At 41.1% G+C, this 21,728-nt stretch carries 15 protein-coding genes; 9 read left to right on the top strand and 6 right to left on the bottom strand.

Going from position 1 to position 21,728, the window contains the following annotated elements:
• Window positions 1-220: 220 nt before the first annotated feature.
• Entirely contained in the window at window positions 221-1,615 is a 1,395-nt protein-coding gene (locus ACFI4Z_RS08210) for a pre-peptidase C-terminal domain-containing protein (protein ID WP_462670161.1), read from the bottom strand.
• 320 nt (window positions 1,616-1,935) lie between these two features.
• Window positions 1,936-2,094 carry a DUF2986 domain-containing protein gene (locus tag ACFI4Z_RS08205; RefSeq protein WP_462670160.1) on the bottom strand — a complete coding sequence of 53 codons (159 nt, stop codon included), beginning with the start codon at window positions 2,092-2,094 and terminating at the stop codon, window positions 1,936-1,938.
• Between the two features lie 184 nt (window positions 2,095-2,278).
• On the opposite strand from ACFI4Z_RS08205, the gene ACFI4Z_RS08200 reads away from it, so the two are divergent.
• Window positions 2,279-3,769 carry a dipeptidase gene (locus tag ACFI4Z_RS08200; protein ID WP_462670159.1) on the top strand — a complete coding sequence of 497 codons (1,491 nt, stop codon included), beginning with the start codon at window positions 2,279-2,281 and terminating at the stop codon, window positions 3,767-3,769.
• Window positions 3,770-3,911: 142 nt separating this feature from the next.
• Here ACFI4Z_RS08200 and ACFI4Z_RS08195 read toward each other — a convergent pair whose 3' ends face one another.
• Together ACFI4Z_RS08195 and ACFI4Z_RS08190 are read right to left on the bottom strand one after the other, a co-directional pair.
• Window positions 3,912-4,256 carry an energy transducer TonB gene (locus tag ACFI4Z_RS08195; protein ID WP_462670158.1) on the bottom strand — a complete coding sequence of 115 codons (345 nt, stop codon included), beginning with the start codon at window positions 4,254-4,256 and terminating at the stop codon, window positions 3,912-3,914.
• A gap of 243 nt (window positions 4,257-4,499) precedes the next feature.
• Window positions 4,500-5,303: a hypothetical protein gene (locus ACFI4Z_RS08190; RefSeq protein ID WP_462670157.1), complete on the bottom strand. Its 804-nt coding sequence runs from the start codon at window positions 5,301-5,303 to the stop codon at window positions 4,500-4,502.
• 400 nt (window positions 5,304-5,703) lie between these two features.
• Here ACFI4Z_RS08190 and ACFI4Z_RS08185 point away from each other — a divergent pair, with 400 nt between their 5' ends.
• The 5 genes from ACFI4Z_RS08185 to ACFI4Z_RS08165 all read left to right on the top strand — a co-directional run bounded on the left by ACFI4Z_RS08185 (window position 5,704) and on the right by ACFI4Z_RS08165 (window position 15,414).
• Complete coding sequence (locus ACFI4Z_RS08185; protein WP_462670156.1) at window positions 5,704-6,324, top strand: DUF1449 domain-containing protein; 621 nt, start codon at window positions 5,704-5,706, stop codon at window positions 6,322-6,324.
• A 55-nt stretch (window positions 6,325-6,379) separates the two neighbouring features.
• The gene (locus tag ACFI4Z_RS08180; RefSeq protein ID WP_462670155.1) at window positions 6,380-8,482 is read left to right on the top strand and encodes a flotillin family protein; all 2,103 of its coding nucleotides are present in this window, start codon (window positions 6,380-6,382) and stop codon (window positions 8,480-8,482) included.
• A gap of 71 nt (window positions 8,483-8,553) precedes the next feature.
• Window positions 8,554-14,496, top strand: a complete 5,943-nt coding sequence (locus tag ACFI4Z_RS08175) for a DNA repair ATPase (RefSeq protein WP_462670154.1) — start codon at window positions 8,554-8,556, stop codon at window positions 14,494-14,496.
• Window positions 14,497-14,535: 39 nt separating this feature from the next.
• On the top strand, window positions 14,536-14,889 hold the full coding sequence (locus ACFI4Z_RS08170; protein WP_462670153.1) for a biotin/lipoyl-containing protein: 354 nt from the start codon (window positions 14,536-14,538) through the stop codon (window positions 14,887-14,889).
• Window positions 14,890-15,030: 141 nt separating this feature from the next.
• Complete coding sequence (locus ACFI4Z_RS08165; protein ID WP_446887563.1) at window positions 15,031-15,414, top strand: hypothetical protein; 384 nt, start codon at window positions 15,031-15,033, stop codon at window positions 15,412-15,414.
• Between the two features lie 270 nt (window positions 15,415-15,684).
• Here ACFI4Z_RS08165 and ACFI4Z_RS08160 read toward each other — a convergent pair whose 3' ends face one another.
• Both ACFI4Z_RS08160 and ACFI4Z_RS08155 read right to left on the bottom strand, forming a co-directional pair.
• A complete protein-coding gene (locus ACFI4Z_RS08160; RefSeq protein ID WP_462670152.1) occupies window positions 15,685-16,773 on the bottom strand; it encodes a type 1 glutamine amidotransferase domain-containing protein in 1,089 nt (362 codons plus the stop codon).
• 49 nt (window positions 16,774-16,822) lie between these two features.
• Complete coding sequence (locus tag ACFI4Z_RS08155; RefSeq protein WP_462670151.1) at window positions 16,823-17,575, bottom strand: hypothetical protein; 753 nt, start codon at window positions 17,573-17,575, stop codon at window positions 16,823-16,825.
• A 179-nt stretch (window positions 17,576-17,754) separates the two neighbouring features.
• Between ACFI4Z_RS08155 and ACFI4Z_RS08150 the strand changes: the two genes are divergently transcribed.
• The 3 genes from ACFI4Z_RS08150 (at window position 17,755) to ACFI4Z_RS08140 (ending at window position 21,721) form a co-directional block, all read left to right on the top strand.
• Complete coding sequence (locus ACFI4Z_RS08150) at window positions 17,755-18,474, top strand: ABC transporter ATP-binding protein (RefSeq protein WP_462670150.1); 720 nt, start codon at window positions 17,755-17,757, stop codon at window positions 18,472-18,474.
• On the top strand, window positions 18,467-20,950 hold the full coding sequence (locus tag ACFI4Z_RS08145) for an ABC transporter permease (RefSeq protein ID WP_462670149.1): 2,484 nt from the start codon (window positions 18,467-18,469) through the stop codon (window positions 20,948-20,950). Before ACFI4Z_RS08150 ends, ACFI4Z_RS08145 begins: the two co-directional genes overlap by 8 nt.
• Before the next feature lie 81 nt (window positions 20,951-21,031).
• Window positions 21,032-21,721 carry a response regulator transcription factor gene (locus ACFI4Z_RS08140; protein ID WP_099296917.1) on the top strand — a complete coding sequence of 230 codons (690 nt, stop codon included), beginning with the start codon at window positions 21,032-21,034 and terminating at the stop codon, window positions 21,719-21,721.
• The last annotated feature ends 7 nt before the right edge of the window (window positions 21,722-21,728 follow it).

Genomic DNA, 21,728 nt, shown 5'->3' with positions numbered 1-21,728 from the left:
GTGGTTCTATTGTTAAAATCAATAACGCAGTATAAATCGCGTTTAAACCAACCCGTTGGGCATTTCACAGGGACTTACTCTCAGTGTTGTTCCTTCTTAAAAGGGATGGCCATTGTTGCAAAGTAACGCCTTGATATTAAGCCCCTGTGAAACGCTGAATTCTGCATCTTGAGGTAGCTTGGGTATATATTAGGAGCCCGAGGGCTCCTAATTAAGCAGATTAATAAGGATTAATAGGTGAGTAATAGTTACTGTTATTACCATTAACGCTCACATCTAGCTGTGTACCGTTATAGCTATGAGTGTTTACATTATAGCTATCGCCCGGTAGTAGCTTCACACGGCTTACATTTTGATAATTTACCGCACTGCCACATTGCAGTGTTGCTCGGTTAGTTCGTGTTGTTTCTTTAAATATATAGACCTCAGCACTTCCATCAACAACGGCATCGCCATTTGCATTAATAAACAGTGATGTTGCTTCACTCGCTGCAATTGAAAAGTGCTGACTACTATGATGCCCAAGCGACACAATTGCACGGCCCATTCGGTCACGCTCTAGAAAGTGAGTGTCAGTGAGGCTGTTATCTAAAAATGGCACATCAACAAATCGGCTACTAAAGTTAAGTGTTTGATGGCAAAAGTCAGTGACAACTTCATCAGATACAGCGCCCGCAACTCCATCAGGATCATAAATACTGTTAGCCATCAATGCCATGCCTGCAGACGTACCACCAATAACACCGCCTCGATCAAAAACATGTTGAACAGCCGCTTGCACTTTAGTGCCTTGCCATTGATTTAAATAATCAGACTGATCACCACCAGCAACCCAAACAAATTCAGCACTGCGAATTGCCCAATCTACATAGTCGCTATTTGCTTTAGTTGTACTGTCTATAATCAAGGTTTCTACAGAGTCAGCACTCATCAGACCTAATAAATAATCATTATAACCATCACTGCCTGATGTTCTCAGTACAACAACATCAGCACCACTGCCTACATGGCTTGCAACACGGTTGCTAAAGGCTTGGTCAACATCACTGCCACCACCCATTAACAACACTGCGCCATCATTTGCAGCTAAAGTGTTGCAGCTATCAGCACTAGATCCCACTATATAAGTGCTAAGAGCACTGGGTTTGGTGGGTTTATTACCGTATCCACACTCATTGTCACCTGGGTTGGATGAGCCTCCATCAGGAAAGCTTACGTCTAAATCGTACCAACCAGTGCCAGAGTAACGTGTTAATTTAATAAAATAAGTACCTGTACTGTTTGCGTAATAACTCCCTGGCTCAGGCTGTGAGCCAGTAGTACCTTGTGCAATTGCACCACCACTTGATTGGTATAAGTGCCAGTCAAAATCATCATTATTATTATGTGCAACAGAAATATCAATATTGCCAGGCTCTGTTACTTGAAATGAAAACCAGTCGGTATCATTTCGCCTCAGTGACCCAGCCAATGTAGTATTACTACAAAGGCCTGCGTTGGCATTACTTTCTGTATCGTTTGATTCGTTTTCGCTGGTTAAACATGCATGACTTGCACCTGAGAAAAGCAGGCATGCAGCTAGTGTTCCTGTCAGAATTGAGAATTTATTTTTCATTATAATTACCTAAATCTTATAGAGCTATTACCAACATTTTTATCGGCAATAGGAGTTTCAGCAAAGCCTACGAACAACGAGGCTGAGTGTTTTATTTATAAAATTTAAGGGTTACTCGTCGAACCATTCACTTAGGTGATAGTTAACAGAGCATTCTTGAGGAGCACTAGGGGCAGCGATAAATAAGTTATTCATAAACGCCTCCTTAGTGGTTATTGACGTGTTTCAGCATAATTGCTGAATACTCAATATTGCACAGGGTTCTAGATATTACAACTTTATTTTAACTTTTTGTTTACATGATGGGTTTTAATTAGTGCTTACGTTGATTCACTTGGCTCTATTACTGCATCTTCAAGCGCTAGCTTTTCACGATCAGCTTTTGACACATACGCAGGCTTATTACTTTTGTGTAATTTAGCGTTTGCGCGCTTATCTTTCTTTTGAAATTTAGTGACGATTTTCTTTCTGCGGTTCATGCCAAGCCCTATACACATATGCTTAAAATTGGTGGCGTAGTATACAGCGTATAAGCTATGTTTAGCTATTTAAATATCCAACATTTAATTACAACAAGATACTTTGTACAAAGCTGGCGTAACGTGTCTTTACAGCGTTACAATTAGAGTGTCTTCTTTCACTTTCATTTAATAGGAATTTGCTTTGAAAAAGTTTGTTTTAGCAAGTCTTGCATTAATGGCTGCAAGTAGCCATGCGAATATTGACCAAATTAGTCAGGATGCTGCTAAGTACGCAGTAGACACCTACCAAGACACCCAAATTCATACCTTGGCTAATTTAGTTTCTTATCCAACGGTTAATAAAGAAGGGATTTCAACATTAACGAACCCTGATTTTATTGGCTTTAAAGCGTTATTAAAAATGAAAGCGGCAGCACTTGGTTTTGATTACCAAGACTTAGGGTACACAGTGTTGATTGGTATGGGTGAACAGTCGCAAAAAGTGACGATTGTAACTCACGGCGATGTGCAACCAGCGGATGCCAGTAAATGGCAACAAAGTCCGTTTAAAATAGACAGCACCTCAGAGCCAGGCAAATTAATTGCTCGCGGAACTGAAGACGATAAAGGCGCAATCGCTACAGCACTTTATGCTATGAAAGCGATTAAAGATCAAGGTATAACGCTTGAGAACCGTATAGAGTTAATGGTTTATTTAGCCGAAGAGTCGGATTGGGAACCGCTTAAAGAGTTTATGAAAACTTATCAGCAACCTAAATATGCCGTCACTATTGACGCATCCTATCCTGTGGTTGTCGCGGAGAAAGGCTGGAGTTTAGTTGCGCCAACTTTTACAGGTACATCACCTCAAACCAGTGTATATGTGAGTGACCTAAAAGGTGGTGCATTTGTTAGCCAAATTCCAGAGGACGCCAGCGTTGTGTTACATAACGCAACCGATGCGGATATTGAAACCCTTAATACGAATATTGCTACACTCAAGGATGTTAAAGTGGCGGTTACTGAGGTTAATCAAGGCATCAAAGTATCAATAAAAGGCACGTCAGCGCATTCATCTGAGCCAGAGGCGGGATTTAATGCCATTGCTCACTTAGCAGAGGTATTTAAAGGTATCGAGCTTGAGAACAACAGTGACGGTCAAGCCATAGAGTTTATTAATCAGCTTATTGGCCTTGATTTATATGGTAATAACTTTGGCGAAATTGCGTATAGCCATGACTTTATGGGCCCGATGACGGTCTCACCAACATTATTAAAACGCGATGGTAATGATATTACTTTATCTGTAAATATGCGCCGCCCTGTTGGTAAAGATGAAGCGAAATTGCAACAGCAAATAGATACAGCTCTGGCAAACTGGCAAGCGAGTAATCAAGTGCAATTAAAGAACACTAATATAGTGATAGGCACACCAATGTTGCTTGACAGCGCACCACATGCTCAAGCATTGCTTGATATATTTAAACATTTCACCGGTGACGAAGATGCAGGTTTTGTATCAATTGGTGGCGGTACGAACGCTAAGCTATTTGAAAATGCGGTATCGTTTGGTCCATCCATGCCTGGCAAAAAGTACACAGGCCATTCAGAGCATGAGTTCATTACGGTTGAGCAGCTTAAGTTAAACCTCAAAATGTATACTGCGATGATGATCAGATTGGGCAATATGTAATTTATTTAAACTCTGAATAATAAATCTATCGCTAGCTACTACTTTTAAAGCGAATTACATTGAGCACATTAGCACACCTCTTAACCAAAGAGCTGGTTAAGAGGTTAAAATGCCTAAAGAGGCAAATGTTTTTTGAGATTGGTTATTCAAAGTTCAACTTAAAGTCTAGCTGGGTGGTCAGATTTTCTTGCTTAACGGGTTTACCCGCTACTGTTTTAGGGCTATATACCCACTTGCCAAGAGTTTCTAGAGAGGTGTCTGCAAAACCGTTATTGGAACACTCAATAATCTCAGCTTCAACCACCGCGCCTTCATCATTAACTGAAAACTTTAGCTGGCACCAGCCCTCAATTCCCAAACGCGCTAATTCAATAGGATATTTAGGATGGGTCCTAACAATTGGCTGTGCATCTTGAAAGTTGCTTGGCGAATCTGCGAAGGCAGGAAGTACAAACAAACTCATAGTAATAATTAACAACAACTTCATTTTAAGCTCCATTTAATCGGTTAACAGAGTTTACCTCTGTTTAAATACCATACTAAACAATTGCATTTATGAGTAGAGTTAAACTGCAAAAATTATAAATCATGCCTGTATCATTAACGTTATCGCTTTAGCATTAGGTTTCTGGTAGACAATATAATGGGGTGGCCCAAATCACAGAAGCACCAAACCAGTTAATGAACGTTTATTCACTTTTTATAATGTAATAAATGGATAAGCCTTGTATTAAAACTTACAGGGCGGGTTTTCAATTATCGTTTGTGAAGTCACTTGGCCAAATAAGGCTTGTGTATTGTCGTCACCTGGTAGCGTATCGGCAAACGCTAATAAGTCAGCAGGTTCACTTGTAATTGTTTCATATAAAACGAGTGAAGTGAGTAGTTTACCGAGCTGTTTTGCATGGTTTCCATCTGAGCTATGAACGTCTAACCCCGGAGACAGCTTTAACGCTTTATTCCATGTTAATCCAACAGGGGCAACGCAACTGTATTGTTTTTCAGCAATGCCAGTGTGAATACCATGCACGTAAACGGCATCATCCGGCCTATTTTTTAGCGGGTGTTCTGGGAAAAGAATTGGTGTGGCTCCTATCGCTTTAGCACGCTGAATCCAAGTAACTGATGCATCAATAGGGTATAAAACAGAGTGACTTTGAGAGTATTTTTGCCCTTGTAAAATAACATGCGTCCATTGGTTATTTTGCAGTGTTTCAATAATGCTGGCGTCGTTCACTATACTATCGAGAAATGCTCCCCCACGAGTTTCAATATTTACGGTTTTATCGTCATCTGCATGAGTAAATATTTTAGTTAGTAAAACATCAATGCCTGCGACATGGCTGTTACCTAATATTAAGATGTTATAAACCTCTGACTCTTGATTGTTAGGAATAGCTAAATTTTCCGTTGTTTGGTCAGTTTGAACAGGGGGAGTAGTAACTGGTGTTGCGCTTTGTGAAGTGTTTGTTGAACCACCACCACATGCAATTAGCATGAGCACTACAGCATAAATCATAAAATTTTTGTTCATCATTCCCTCGTATTTATTGGTCTCAAGCGCAAAATAGGACTTAATATGAGCTGGTCACCTTATATACACTTTTATTTAGTATAAAAAGCACACAATATAGACAAGGGTAACCATCTTCTATAAATAAAAGGTACAACAACCCCTCTTTATGTCAATGAAATGTTTATTTTTTGTTTTTATGCTCTGCTGTTTGTGCTTTTTTGAATGGGCTATTTAAGCATGATGTATAGGAGTATGGGTTACAAGTGAGTAAGAACGAATATAATTTAGTCGTTTGAGGTGGTTAACTAGTATTTGCTAATAGAGAAAGTTGTTCTTATAAATTTCTTAACAATTGTGCCGTAAAATGGTAAAAAGATTTCATAAGGATAATAAATATAAAAACTGGATAGCAGTCATAATGGAATTTTTAAATTTAGCGCTTACCTTTCCCACGGCTATTTTTACAGCCCTTCTTTTAGTTGTCGTTCTTTTTTGGTTAATAACCTTACTCGGTTTTGCTGATATTGATATGTTTGAGGCAGATATTGATATAGATGCCGACGCTGCGCAAAGCTCAAGTATGCCGTCATGGTTTAATATGGGTTTTGGTGGTGTACCAATCACAGTATCGGTGAGTTTAATTGTCATGATCAGCTGGCTTGTGAGTATATATGCCCATAAGTTTTTTGCTTATATGCTAGGAGATGGCGTCTTATTTTATGTTTCGGGTTTAATAATGGTCGTTATTTGCATGGTAGTGAGCATGCCAGTTGCAGCGATTATTTCAAAACCACTGCAACGCTTTTTTACCAGTGCTGAAACATCATCAAGTGCCGATTTACTCGGTTTAGAATGCATTGTAGTTACAGGAAAAGTGACCCCCACATTTGGTCAGGCTCGCGTGCAGTTTCAGGGGACTGAGCAACTCATTCAAGTTCGCAGCAGCGATGATGAACAATTTACCTCAGGTGACACAGCCGTGTTGCTTGAACACCTCAAAGAGCAACACTGTTACACCATAACGAGGAAGCCGTGGTAATCGGCTTAGTAATGCTTGTAACTTATAAAAATCGATAATCACGTTAGGACATAACATGGAATTTTTAGATAACCTCATCCCTATACTAACATTTGTAGGTATAGCAATAGCGATCGTTTTTGCTATCTTACTTATCGTTGGCAAGTTTTACCGCAAGGTTGAGCAAGGCCAAGCGCTGATCATTAATAAAATGAAAAACGAGCCAGATGTCACCACTACGGGTGGCATTGTGTATCCGGTGATCCATAAAATGGAAGTAATGGATATTTCGACTAAGCGCATGGTTCTTGAGCGAAAAGACAAAGGCGGCTTAATATGTAAAGACAATATCCGTGCCGATATAGCCATTACTTTTTATATACGTGTTAATGAAAACAAAGAAGATATTTTGCGTGTAGCTAAACATGTAGGGTGTGCTCGCGCCTCAGAGCACGACACGCTGCAAGAGCTATTTGAGGCGAAGTTCTCAGAAGCGCTTAAAACCGTTGGTAAACGCATGGACTTTGTTGAGCTATTTACACATCGAAATGAATTTCGTGACAACATTAAAGAAGTGATAGGCCAAGATTTATCAGGTTATACCCTTGAAGATGTCGCGATTGATTACCTTGAACAAACCTCAATTGATAAGCTCGACCCGCAAAATATTCTGGATGCTGAAGGTATTCGCCGCATTACCGAAATGACGGCTTTGCAAAATGTATCGACCAATCAATTAAAGTGTGATGAGCGCGCTAAAATTGAGATTCAAAACCAAGAAGCCACTGAGAAAACACTCGAGATTGAACGTCAAAAGCAAGATGCCATGTCACGTCAAGTGCGTGAAATAGAGACAGTTAAAGCCCGTGAGTTTGCAGAAGCTGAAAAAGTGCGTCAAGAAGAACGCCTCAAATCAGAGCAAGCACGTTTACAGGCAGATGAGGCAATTGGAATCGCCGAACAGAACAAACAACGTGAGCTTGATATAGCAGAACAAAACCGATTGCGTGTGCTCGGTATTGAAGAAGAAAAGGTATCACGCTCGCGTGAAATCGAAGTGATCGAACGTGAAAGAGAAACCGAAATTTTACGCATCAATAAAGAAAAAGCCCTAGAGGTTGAGCGTAAAGAAATTGCTGATGTAGTGCGTGACCGCGTGATTGTTGAAAAATCAGTGGCTGAAGAAGAAGAACGTATTAAAGATGTAAAAGTATTGGCAGGTGCGGAACGTGAAAAAGAAGCAATCATTATTCGTGCCAAGGCAGAGGCCGAAGAAGCACTGGTAAAAGACATAGAAGCGGCAAAAGCACAAGAGCAAGCGGCAGAATACAAAGCGCGTGAGCTTGAAACAATGGCTAATGCTGAGCTGAGGATTGCCAACCAACAGGCTGAGTCTAAGAAGATTTTAGCGCAAGCACAGCAAGTTGAAACAGCCGCTAAAGGCCTTGCAGAAGCGGACGTAATTAAAGCGAAGGCAGAAGCAAATGCAATACAAGGCGAAACAGATGCGCGCGTACTGCAACAAAAACTTGAAGCGCAAGCACAAGGTGACCGCGAAATAGGCTTAACTCAAGCCCAAGTACAAACCGCGATGGCTGATGCAAACGAGAAACAAGGCGAAGTTGAAGCAATTAACCTTGAGCGTAAGATGCTCGCAGAGGCTAAAGGCCTTGAAGAGAAGCTGCAAGCACTCAATGCAATGGATCAAGATGCCCGTGATTACGAAAGCTTTACCCTGCAACTAAACCAACAAAAAGAGTTAGTGCTTGCTAAAATTTCAGCAAGTAAAGACATTGCAGAGCATCAGTCTCATATTATGGCAAAAGCACTGGGCGACGCTGATATTAATATCATGGGCGGAGACGGCCAGTTCTTTAACCAGTTTATGAGTGCAATTAGTTTAGGTAAATCAATTGATGGTTTAGTTGATGAAAGCCAAACAGTACAAACGGTATTTAAAGACCACTTAAACGGCGACCGTAATTTAATAGAAGACCTAAAAGGTGTATTAGCAGGGGCAAATGGCTCAGCTGAAACACTAAAAAACTTTAACATGAGTAAATTACTTAAGCAGCTAAGTAATACAACGGCAGCTGAAAAAAGCCAATTACTGAGCATGTTAGGCGGCAATTTAGGTAGCGGCTTAGATGATAAAATTAAACTAGATCCCAAAGACTAGTTTTGCCAATGCTAAGAGCCGCAACAGCAAATGTTGCGGCTTGCTTTTATTAAATATCAGGAAAGGTTTTCATGACGGACGTAACTCAACAAGCGCTAGAGCAAGGCTCTTATGATTTAATTAAGCGCCGCTTATCTAATTTTGGCACTGATTTAAAAACCCAAATAGACACAGTAAATAAGCAACGTATTGAAGAGTTTGGCAGCACAGAGTTACAAGTCAAAGGGCGCGTACGCGTTCGTACTGAACAAAACTGCACCCCTCGCGATATTGTTATTGTGGGTGATAAAGTTATTTTTGCCTATAACGTACAGTTAGGCTTAAAAAAAGAAACCGCTATTAGTGATGTATTCAGTGTTCAAAAGCTGGTTGAACAAGATGATCATTACGAAATAGAACCTTACCCTGATACCACCCGATTTTTAACCGACAGCCGGTTTATTCGTGATTTTGAAGAACTATATACCTATTACAAACAAACCAGCCTACAGCACTTATATCAGCAAAATGGCAAGCTGTTTGCGTTATTCCAAATTGGTGACAAGTTATCGGATGTGCGCGTGTTCCGCTGGGAAATTCACCCAGATAACACCATTAATTACATTGATAACCGCGGTGAGCGAGATATTCAACACGCTCATGACTACGATTTTGAATGGCTCAATACCGATCGCAACGATCACATTGAAGGGCGTTTTGCCCACATAAACATTGTCGACCAACTGTTTGTTGAAACCACCGGTGGAACACTCACCATTAAAATCGAAAACAGCACAGACACAGGCGAAGGTATTTACCAAGAAGCGGTGGATGATAAAAATCAATCCCTTGCTGACAGTGATGTTGATTACGCGCTGGTGGGTGATTTAATACTTCTTAAAATACTGCCATACCGCGAAAAAATATGGCGCTATTTTATTTATAACACCCGCACGCAACAGGTTATGCGCCAAGAAGCCATTGGTAGTGCATGTGTAACCTTACCAGAAGACCACGGGATTATTTTTCCTGGCGGTTATTATTTACAATCAGGCCAAGCCCGTTCATTTGAAGAGCAAATAGATGATTTAGAGTTTCACCGTCATGTTAAATCACCTAACGGTGAAGATGTTTTGTACGTGTTTTACGAGCCAAGTGAAGGGCGTTATGCGCTGTTTGCCTACAACATTATTGATAAAAACCTGCAAAACCCAATCTACTGCCACGGCTACGCTATTTACAACGATGGTTTAACACTGACCTTCAAAGCAGATAAAGACGAAGCGGAGCGCGTACACCCAATACAAATTTGGCAAAGCCCGTTTGTATCCAGTGAGTTTGCCGCCAATACGCCGCCTTTAACCAGTTTTTTTGGCAAAATAGGTAATCCTGATTTAGTGCGCGGTATCTCTGATTTATACAGTGTGTGCAAAGCCATTAGCGAGCAAAGCCCAAGCCTCAATCATTATGAAGACATGATAGCGTTGAGTCGTAACATTTTTGACCGCTACCATTGGCTTAACGAGAGCGAATTTGCTGAGATTGCGACAAGCCTGCACAGTATATTTGAAACTGCTGAGCAAGTGCTTGACGAGTTTGAAAAAGTCACTGAAATTCAAAACAAAGCAAAACAATCACTGGTTGATATTAATAAGCAGTACACTGAGGTTACCCGTGATGTACGCCCAGACAGCTTTAAAGCCGCCCCTGAGTTTGTGCAAGCTATTGATGCACTCAAAATATTAAAAGGGCAAATAATTAGCCTTGAAGATATTAAGTACATTGATCTCGACGCCCTCAACAATCTACAAAAGCAAGTGGATGAAAAGCTCAGCGAAGTAAGCCAAGCTACAGCCGCATTTTTACAGCAAGATAGTGCCTTGCAACCTTACCATGATAAGTTAGGCGAGCTTGAAGCACTTAGCACAAAAAGCGAAAGTGTCAGCGAGCTCAAAACCTATATTGCAGCACTGGATGAGCAAAGTGTAGAGCTTGATTTGCTTAACCACACCATGCTTGATTTAGATATTGATGACAGCCGCGTGCGCACGCAAATATTAGAAGACATCAGCGCTGTGTATGCACTGGTTAATCGTGCAAAAGCTAGTATTGAAATACGCCAAAAAAGCTTAGGCAGTGTTGAGGCAAAAGCGGAGTTTGCAGCACGGTTTAAACTGTTTTCGCAAAGCATTACTAATGCGCTGAATAACGCAAAAACCCCTGACGCCTGTGACGACCAATTATCAAGGCTGCTTATCCAGCTTGAGGAGCTTGAGTCTCAATTTAGTGAGTTTGATGAATACCTAAGCGAAATTATTGCCAAACGTGATGACGTCTACGAAAGCTTTGAAGCACACAAACAAAGCCTGATTGATGCCCGCCAACGTCGCGCTCTTAATTTAGCCAATGCCGCAGAGCGTATTTTACAAGGTGTAAATCGCCGCGCCCAAAGCTTTACTGAGCTCGATAAACTCAATACTTACTTTGCTGCCGATCCAATGATCAGCAAGTTACGCGCATTAACTGACGAGCTCAAAGAGCTAGGCGATGAAATACGCGCTGATGATATTCAATCTAAACTCAAAGCCAGTAAAGATCAGGGCATTCGTTCACTGCGTGACAAGCAAGATATTTACACCGATGGCGGTAATACGGTCAGCATTGGCAAGCATGCATTTAGTGTAAACAAGCAACTGCTTGATTTAACGCTGTTGCCGCGCGATGAACAATTAATGCTGCACCTAACAGGCACTGATTATTTTGAAGCCATTGAAGATGAGCAAAGCCTTGCCACACTTGAGCAAAGCAAGCATTTATGGCAACAAGCTCAGGTATCTGAAAATGACGCAGTTTATCGCGGTGAGTACCTTGCGGCTCAGCTATTATTGGCATGTGAGAATAGCGAGCACTCGCTTACTTTTAGCCAGTTACACGATGCGCAAGCGGATGGCAGCCTATTAACGTTAGTACAAAAATTTGCTGAACCACGCTACCAAGAGGGTTATGAAAAAGGCATACATGATCACGATGCATGCGCTATTTTAAGCACCTTACTGACACAAAAAAGTACCCTAGACTTACTTATTTACCCTGCCAGTTGCCGTATTATTGCGCAGTTGTTTTGTGCGCAATTAAGTACAGAGCAGTTAAGCAATTTTTATCATCAGGCAAGTAATGCCATATTGATGGATAAACACTTTGCAGCAACACAATTTATCACTAATTTAACTGATCAAATAAGTAAGCAAGTCAGTCATTTCTTGCCGCAAGTTGCGTTATTGTGCCAACGCTTCACTGATTTTTCATGCGATTTAACCGCCGGATATTTGATCCAACAATTAGCGCAACAAAAAGCACCTGATAAGCTTTGCTTTGTAGTGTCGCAACAGGCTAAAAAGCTTGCAGAACAGTTTACAAGTGAGGCAAAGGTAAAAGGCTTTAGTAGTGAATTAGAAAGCGCGCGTAAAAATGTAAACAGCACCGATGAGCGTGCTTTATTGTATTTAAGTTGGTTAAACGCGTATTGCTTACATTATCCTGAGATAAGCCCTGTTGTGCAGGCAGAGGCCGCTAATTATTTACATGTAAGTGCCAGCACAGAGTTAACTTACCAAGTGCTAGATGTAACCCCAGCAACGCAAGTTGAAAACCTAATGGGGCAACATAAGCGGGTAAAAGAGCAGGTTCTTAATCTTGATTACGCTGAATTTTATGCTCGTACACGGGACTATATCACCGAGCAAGTGCCTGCATTTGAGCAATATCACCGCCTGCGTACTGATATACTTGCAGAGCAAAAAGAGCGCCTACAACTCGATGAATTTAAAGCCCGGCCTTTAAGTTCATTTGTGCGTAATCAGCTTATTAATAAAGTGTACTTCCCAATTATTGGCGATAACTTAGCTAAACAAATTGGCTCTGCGGGTAAAAATAAACGCAGTGATTTAATGGGCATGTTATTGCTTATATCACCACCCGGCTACGGTAAAACAACGCTTGTTGAATACGTGGCAAATCGACTGGGGCTGACCTTTGTAAAAGTAAACTGCCCATCAATAGGGCACGACCAAGTCTCACTTGACCCAGCGCAAGCAATTAATGCAACCGCAGAAAAAGAGATTGCTAAAATTAACCAAAGCTTTGAAATGGGCAATAACGTGATGCTCTATTTGGATGATATACAGCACACTAATCCTGAGTTTTTACAAAAGTTTATTTCATTGTGTGATGGTTCGCGCCGTATTGATGGGGTGTGGAATGGTAAAAGTAAAACCTACGATTTACGTGGTAAAAAGTTTGCCGTAGTTATGGCGGGTAACCCGTACACTGAGTCTGGCGAGAGCTTTAAAATCCCTGACATGTTAGCCAACCGTGCTGATATTTATAACTTAGGTGATACTTTAGCCGGCTGCGAACAAGAGTTTGCCATGAGCTTTATTGAAAACTCGCTGACCTCAAATTCAGTACTTGCGCAGCTTGCTAATCGTAATATGGAAGATTTATACAAACTTGTGCGTATTTGCGAGGGCGAAGACATCTCATTAAATGAGCTTGAACACGGCTACTCTCAAGCCGAGGCAAACGAAATTAAAGCGGTGTTAACCCGTTTAATGACCATTCGTAACACAGTACTAAAAGTAAACGCTCAGTATATAGCCTCTGCCGCACAAGATAACAACTACCGTACCGAGCCGCCTTTTAAACTGCAAGGTAGCTACCGTAATATGAACAAAATGGCAGAGAAGGTCGTCGCTGCCATGAACGATGAAGAGCTTGAAAACTTAATACGCGATCACTATCGCGGCGAGGCGCAAACTCTCAGTAAAGGCTCAGAAGAAAACTTACTTAAATTAGGTGAACTACGCGGTACACTCAGTGATGAAGAGCAGCAGCGCTTTGCACAAATCAAACAAGACTTTGTTCGATTAAATAAGCTTGATGGCGCAGGCAGCCCCGTAATGATGGCAGTTGAGCAAATGAGTTACTTGCATGAATCACTGCAAAGTATTGCCAGCAAGTTGAGCAAAACTAACCTCAGTCACGATTACAGCGAATTATTGCAAACATTGGGGCTCAATGTACAAGGGACAGACAACAACCATGCAATACAAGCGCTTGCGCAAGCTGTTGAAAGCGGCCTTGGGCAAACACCGTACAAAGACGTGCTCAAGCAGCTAGCAGACAACACAGCTAAAAATAACACCCAAGCACAACTCAGCGCGTTAGTTAAAGCAACAACTGAAAATAATACTAATCACACGTTAAATACATTAGCTGCACAGCTAGGTGAAAGTATCGGCTCAATCAACAATAAAAGTGAAATTACAGCGCTAACGAAAGGCATTGCTGCAAATAACACGAATCAATCATTAGCTATGCTGGGGCAACAGTTAGCAGAGTATTTAGCCCCTTTAGATAATAAAGATCAGCTACAAACATTAATAAATACCATAGCGAGTAATAATACGGCTTCGCATATTGATGCACTAAGTGAGCAGCTCAACCACACACTTAAAAATAATAATATGCAACACGGTGTGCAACAGCTTATTGCTGCGTTAAATAGCCAAACCGAGCAATTAAACACCAAAGCCGAACTTAACGAGCTTTCCCAAGCGATAACCAACACTAACCCTAATACTGCCATTTTAGCATTACAGCAGGCGATACTTGCTGGTAGTGAGGTACAAATACAAACACTCAGTGAGCAATTGCTTAGCGTATTGACTACACTGGATCACAGTGAAAAATTAACCGAAATATTAACCGCGTTAAAAAGTACCAATAGCAACGAGCAAACTCAACACTTAATAAGCCAGTTGCTGAGTGAGTTAAAGACTGCGAATAATCGTGATGTGCTTGAGCTTATCGCACAGCAAAGCGTAGATAATACAAAACAACACGCTGCGCAACACAGCGAACAAAAACAGGCCTTGGAGGTATTGATAAGTGCAATAAAAAATCAGCCTAGGCAAGTGGTTACGCAGGTAAGCGAAAAAGATCAGCAAGATGGTTCTATGCCAACACTGTTATAAAAAACATCAGTTGTTTGTGAATTTAAAGGAGAAAAAGAAATGGAAATCAACGCGCCAGAATTATATGACTCAATGGGAGAGGCAAAAATTGCCGCTATTTACGTGAATGATGGACAAGAGGTTATCGCGAATCAAGCATTGTTTGATGTAGAACTTGAAAAAGCCGTGTTAGAGGTTGTGACACCACAAGCAGGCGTTATTCATAACTTTAAAGCAAAAGTAGGTGATATTGTCAGCTCAGAGCAAGTGATTATGCACCTACGTGAAAAACGCTACGGCGAGCACACCGCAGATAAAAAATTACCGCTGGAAGAAGAGCTCGCATTTTTAAGAGAAGAAAACGAGCGACTCAAAAAGCTGCTAGCACAACAGCAACTAACAGCTGCTTGTTAGTCGTTTAGAATAATTGATCAAGCCACTATTTTACCCAATGGTAAAGTTTTGGTTGAGTGTATTTATTGTTTTTGTGTTTTCCTCCCAAGTAAAAATGGGGAAAGGACTCTTTGATTAAATTGTTATATTTGAAAGGTCACTATGAAATATCTCTTTATTGTGCTTTTAACTTTTAGCTTCTCAAGCCTTGCTTGTATGCCTTCGGTGAATATCGATATCGCAGAGGTATTCGTGGAAGTGCCTAATCCAGTTTTTGAAGAAGGAACGGTTATTAACGCGAAGACAGGAAAGGTGACTGCCAAAATATCTTTTAATGAAAAAGGGAAAGTTGTTAAAATTAAAAATTTGGATTTGACGCCTTCTTCTTTGCCTTTAGCGCCAATTGAAGAGGCTTTATACTCATCAAAACGACATTTTTCTTCGCAGAAAGCTACATCACATAATATTGCAATTGATTTTCCAATTGAATTTAAAGAGAAAATAAAATTCCGTTTTAATTTAAGCCCGCCAATTATTGAAAAATAGAGTATTTCAAATATAAAAAATGCATCAAAACTGGCCCTATAAGGAAAAACTAGGGTTCGGCCAAGCAATCAGCAGGCTGTAAAAGGGCGCTAATAAAAACAGTGACCATGGCAGGTGGTGTATCTCAAGCGTGTAAAGATAACTTTTGATATAAGGTGACTGCGGCAAAAAATTTATAAAGCTTTTTGAGCATTCACCGGGCCTTGTAAATAGTGCCCTGCAAGCATTTTTGTGTTGCCAGGGCACGTGATGCTTTAGCATTATTTTAAATCATATTTTGGCGAATGAAAGCAGTCGTATCATGTCAATTGATTTACCTAGTTCCCACCTTAATGCATAAACAAACATATGAATGGCGATAATCGTCCTATCTAGCGCATATTCGTCGATTGAACGCAAAAAGGTGATGCTGTTTTTGGCTTGTTCGATGCCGTGTTCTTCGTAGTCTATCAGTACCTTTATGGTGTTTTCTTCAGGGGTGATTGGGCGCTTAACTGGCGTGTAACCAAGCTGCTTAATCATCGACTCTGCAACAGACCAGACCGACCATGGGTTTTGTCCTGTAATTAAGTTACCGTCGTGTGCGATGTTGTTAAGGTACAGATACCCCTCATCAAAGGTCGCCCCTTGTTCAACTAATTTGTTTTGTAATAAAAAGGGGAATACCTCTTTAGCATCTGGAATGAGTAGTAATTCTTCTTCGTTGGTAAATGCAGCGACGGTTTTGTTATTGATCATCGGCGTGCCGTCTGACAAAGTAACATTCACCAGTGCTGCAGGCCCATGGCACACAGCCCCAATGACTTTATTGGCCTCGTAGTATTCACGCAGCATGGCTTGGATTGCTGTATTGTTAGGAAAGTCAAACATTGCGCCTTTTCCACCAACAAAATAAACAGCACTGTATTGGAGCGTATCTACCTCTTCCAGTGCGATGCTATTGTTAACTTTGCTTTGTGCATTGGGGTCATTTAAAAACGCGTAGTCGTATTGTCCCATGTCATCATCATCGAGTACTGCGGGCGGTTTCTTCCCTTGAGGGCTGGCAATATCAACATCAAAGCCATTCGCTTGAAATACATAGTATGCACGCGCCAGCTCTGTTAACTCATACCCTGTGCTTTTGTCACTGCTGCCCATTTTGTCAGTACTTGTTACCACAGCCAGTATTTTTCCTCGTGGTTCTTTAACGCTTTGCTTTAGGTAGACTAAATCGTGCGGCGTTGTATTAATCACGTTGAGCTTATTAGGGCTAGCAGGTACAACAGCTCTGATCCAAAGAATAAAGCCAACGAGCAACGCAAATAAACTAACAATTGTGATTAGGGTAATTTTTGTCTTTCGATAGTGAGTAAACATAATTTTTCCTCTTGAGATTTGGGTTCAGTGTAGCGGTGAGTATGTGAAATCAGTGTGAAATGTCAGGGGCATGTTGTGTTGGTAACAACTGATAGTCGGTGTAGTGATCAGTCGAGGTTTCGTTTATTTGCGTAAAATATGCAAAAGTGCCTTTCATGTTCATTTTATTTTGCTTAAGTAAAATACTCCCTGCGTTATTTATAAAGTTAAACGAAAGGGCAAGGTCGGTGATATTGGCGGAGAGCATGGGTGAAAAGTCAGCCTTATTTACAATAGATAGCGTTTCGATAAAGTGCAATGATTTGTTATAAACCAAGGTGCCGCGCAGTTTTCCGATGGCGTCATCGCCTAGCTTTTTGATGTGTACATTATAATCAACCACCATGGTGCTTTCGTCCTCACAGATGAGCGTGAGGCTTTCAAGATCAACAAATTTACGCAGTGGCATGCTAATACGCTCTTTTTTATCGGGTGCGTTGTTTTGTTTACTTTTTTTGTCTGTAAAACGCTTGATTTGCGCTGAGGTGGGGGATTGGCCATTGGTTTTTATAAGCTGCCAAGGCGTTGCTGCATGTGGGTTATAGTGTTCGACAGAGCGTGTAATATCGCCCTCTTCATTTTCAAAGCGAGAAACCGTGAATGACCAGCGTTGGCTGTTTGTTTGTTCAAATTTAGTAATGGCGGCGTCGATGCTATTTTTAAGTTTATTGTACTGGGTGGCTTCATTGTCTGAGGCAATCGCCTGAGTGAACATGATTAAGTAAATGAAAGGTAGAAATAGAAGTAGGTAGCATTTTTTCATGGGTCGTCTCTTTTAGGCAATAAAAATGAGACCTTAAATCAGTTAATGTGAAAAATGAGTGAAATGAAACACCTTCATATTCCAGCGTGTTGCATAAAAAAGGGAAGGGGTGTATTTCACATTTGTTTCACACACAGTGGCATACCGTTGTATTCTAATTAAACGTTAAGGTGCATGTTATGTCCTGCAAAATAGAACTTGAAGGTGTTTCTCAGTCATTTAAAACCACTACGTCGACAATTACGTTATTTGAAAAGCTCGATATAACTGTTGAACAAGGCCAGACTTATGCCATAACAGGCCCTTCTGGGTCCGGTAAAACGAGTTTGCTTATGTTGCTTTCGGGGCTGGAAAAGCCAACAAAAGGGCAAGGGCGTTTTATAAACGCAGAGACTGTTTTACCTTTGGACAGCTTGCGGTCACATGTCGGGTTTATTTTTCAACAGTTTCACTTGTTGCCAGAACTATCAGCTCTTAACAATATTGCGCTGCCATTAAAATTACGCGGTGATAAACAGGCAGTAGCCAAAGCCGAGCATTGGTTAGCGAAGGTCGGTTTATCAAAGCGTGCTGATCATCGCCCTTCACAATTAAGCGGTGGTGAACAGCAGCGTGTTGCCATTGCCAGAGCTCTTGTTTTCTCACCTAAATTTATATTTGCTGATGAACCAACCGGTAATTTAGATCAAGGCAATGCCAGTGATATTTCAGATATGTTATTTGAGTGCAGCCAAGCGCATAACGCCGGTTTAATTATTGTGACTCACAGCAATGAACTTGCAAATAAAGCACAAAATATTTACTCATTTACTGAGGGAAGGCTCACGCTTGATTGCAAAAATATAAACTCGGGACCTGCCCGCCATTTAACTCAACATACAGGCCAACAGTATGCTTAAACTTCACTTACAGTTGGCTTGGCACTTTTTTGTTAAAGAGTACTCACAGCCTCATCAAAAGCTGTTGAGGTGGGTGCAAGTGATTCTTATGGTGTTTATCACCACGTTGACATTATCAAGTAACACCATTCAACACTACCTCAACCAAAACTTAGCTAGCTTGCTGGGGGCTGATGCCGTTTTAGCGCAAAAAAATAAATTAACGAATGAACAGGCCCTGCATTTAACACGCTCTAGCGATGCCGTTGTTGAAACCATGCAAGTTAATGCGACGCTAACATTTAATGACCAATGGCAAAGCGCCAAGCTAAAAGCGATTGCGAATGACTACCCGTTGCAAGGTGAGTTATTAACGTCACCCTCTTTGCAAAGTCCATCAGAAGTAACCCATGGCTCACCTCAATCGGGGCAGATCTGGTTAGATAGCCGATTGTTATCGAGTTTAAATATCGCCATAGGAGATACCCTTTATCTGGCGAAAAGGCCGTTTTTAGTATCACGTGTATTAGTGCATGAGCCAGATCGTTTAATGGAAAGCCACACGGTTGCCATGAGAGCAATGATAAACCTGGATGATATGACCGCATTGAATATTGATGATGGGGCAGTCCTTTATCGATACCTGATAGCGGCGACTAAATCGCAGGTTAATGGGCTTATTGATTGGCAAAAGGAGACCTTGCCCGCGGCAACACTGCACCATAAACAGGGTAAGCACCCCTTAGCGCTATTTTGGCAACGAACCGAAAATGTACTCGGTTTAAGCTCAATTATCTTGTTTTTTATGGCGGCTATTGCGATTGCACAAATTGCCCAAGTACACATAAAAAAAGAGCAATATTTTTCAGCGGTCTGTATGAGTTTGGGGGCATCTAAATCAACAGGTTTAGTATTGTCACTGCTCAAGTGGCTGATTAACCTTGTGCTATTAATACCCTTGGTGGTGGTGCTATCAAGTGCGCTGCATTGGGTTATTGTCGAATGGCTATCCTCCACTTTTGTTGGCGTAACCTGGCAATTTGAAGGCGAAGCAACCCTATATGTATTAATGGCGTGTAGCTTAATCTTTATGGCATTTCATTCGCCTATTTGGGCGAGCTTGTATCACGTGTCGGTATCAAAGTTGCTTATTCAAAATCAAACGTCATTCTCATTAGCATTTGTTAATTTAGCTGGGTTAGCAGTGATGATTATGGTCGCGGTAAATTATTCTGACAACGGGCTACTTACGCTGATGCTAGTAAGCAGCATAGGGATAACCATTATCATGATGATGTTTATCAGTTGGTTGTTTTTAACCCTAGGGGAAAAAGTATCTGAACGATTCTCGGGGTTAATTCCTTTTACTCTATTTATGATGAAGCAGCGATTAGTAAGCAAAAGCACCCAAGTTTTAGGCATTGGTTTAAGCACGTTTTTGTTGTTATTTACGCTTATGTTTTTAAGGGACTTGGGCGAGACTATTTCCTCTTATGAGCGAGTGCACAATGGTAACATGCTGGTATCGCAAGCAAATCAAACACAAATGGATGCAATTAAGGATTGGGCAGTGCAGCATGCTATTGAGTTGCGTCAGTCAAAACCGTATTTGTTTGCCAAGGTGATTGAGATTAATAGCCAAGCGCTGGATGAATTTACCGATAGACCCAGTGAAAGTTTAGCTACGTTATCGCATTCCATTCGATTGCATTGGAACAATGATATTCCACAAAACAATCGATTAGTTGATGGAACATGGTGGTCGCAAACGACTGAAGACTGGCAGCAAGTGTCTATCGAAGAAGAAGTCATGACCGATTTGGGCCTCTCGCTTGGCGACAAAATAACGTTGGTTATCAATCAGCAGCGTTTTACGTTTAGTATTAGTGCAAGCCATGCTTATAAAGCGGGGGCGGGTTCAATTACCTTTTGGGTGCAAATGCCACCAGCGGCAATCGCACACATAAACGCACCGCATTACTACATGGCGAGTTTGGAGTTAAACAGCCAGCAATGGCCTCTGCTTGGGCAGCTTTGGCAAGCACACCCAACAATTAGAATGGTTTCTTTACAAGAGCTTACCCAGCAATTTGATGATACGCTAGCGATGATTACGGCGGTTATTAGTGGCTTTTCAGTGATGATTATTCTACTCTCGATTGTTGTTATATTGTCGTCAATTCATGTGTTTGAGGCGAATGATAAAAAGAAAAACAGCATTATTATGAGTTTTGGGTTACTAAAAAGTACGTGTTTAAAACTTAATATTATTGAGTGGTTAATCACGGCACTTCTGGTTGGGGTCGGGGCTATTTTTGGTAACTATGTGGCAGGGACTTTAATTTATCAATCACAGTTTTCATTGCCTTATATCCCTAATCTAAGTGTGATGATAGCAACGCTGTGTATTATTTTAAGCTCGGTAACTCTACTGGGGGTTTACGCCAGCAGGCATAGTTTAAAAAGCTCGGTGAAAGCATTAATGAGCGATGTTTAATATTGACTAGATTAACTGACGTGTGCAAACAACGCATAAGCGTATGCATATTAATTTATTACAATCAAAAGGGTGACTCTTGTGAATGATCAGTCGTTGTATATTCTGGTTGTTGAAGATCAACAAAGCATTGCTCAAAATATTGCAAGTTACATGGAAAGCAAAGGCCATGTTTTGGATTTTGCCAGCGAAGGCAAATTAGGGTTGTCATTGGCGTTAGCGAACCCTTACGATGTGGTTATATTAGATTTGAACCTACCAGGCATGGACGGACTTGCGGTATGTGAAACGTTACGTGCGCAAGCGCAGGCCCATGTACCAATTATAATGTTAACAGCACGAGACAGTATTGACGACAAAATATCAGGGTTTAAAAAAGGCGCGGATGATTATTTAACAAAACCTTTTTCACTGGAAGAGCTGGAGGTACGTTGCTTTGCGTTGTCGCGACGACACTTATTGCAAACCAGTGATGTGCTTACATTTGATACACTTATAATTGATAGGAAAAAACAGCACGTCACACGTGCAGATAAAACGCTTGAGCTCAATAGCATGGGGTATCGGATCCTCACCATATTAGCGCAGGAATACCCTCAGGTAGTGAGCCGCTCTAAGTTGTCGCAAAAATTATGGGGGGATGAACCCACCGAATCAGATGCGTTACGATCGCATATTTACCAACTCAGAAATACAATAGACAAGCCGTTTGAATACCCAATGATCAAAACCATCCATGGTATTGGTTTTGTGTTAGACGTAAAAAAGTAGGTGTTAT

It is taken from the genome of Pseudoalteromonas sp. RWi3, from assembly GCF_054960735.1.
This window is presented reverse-complemented; position numbering and strand designations above follow the sequence as displayed.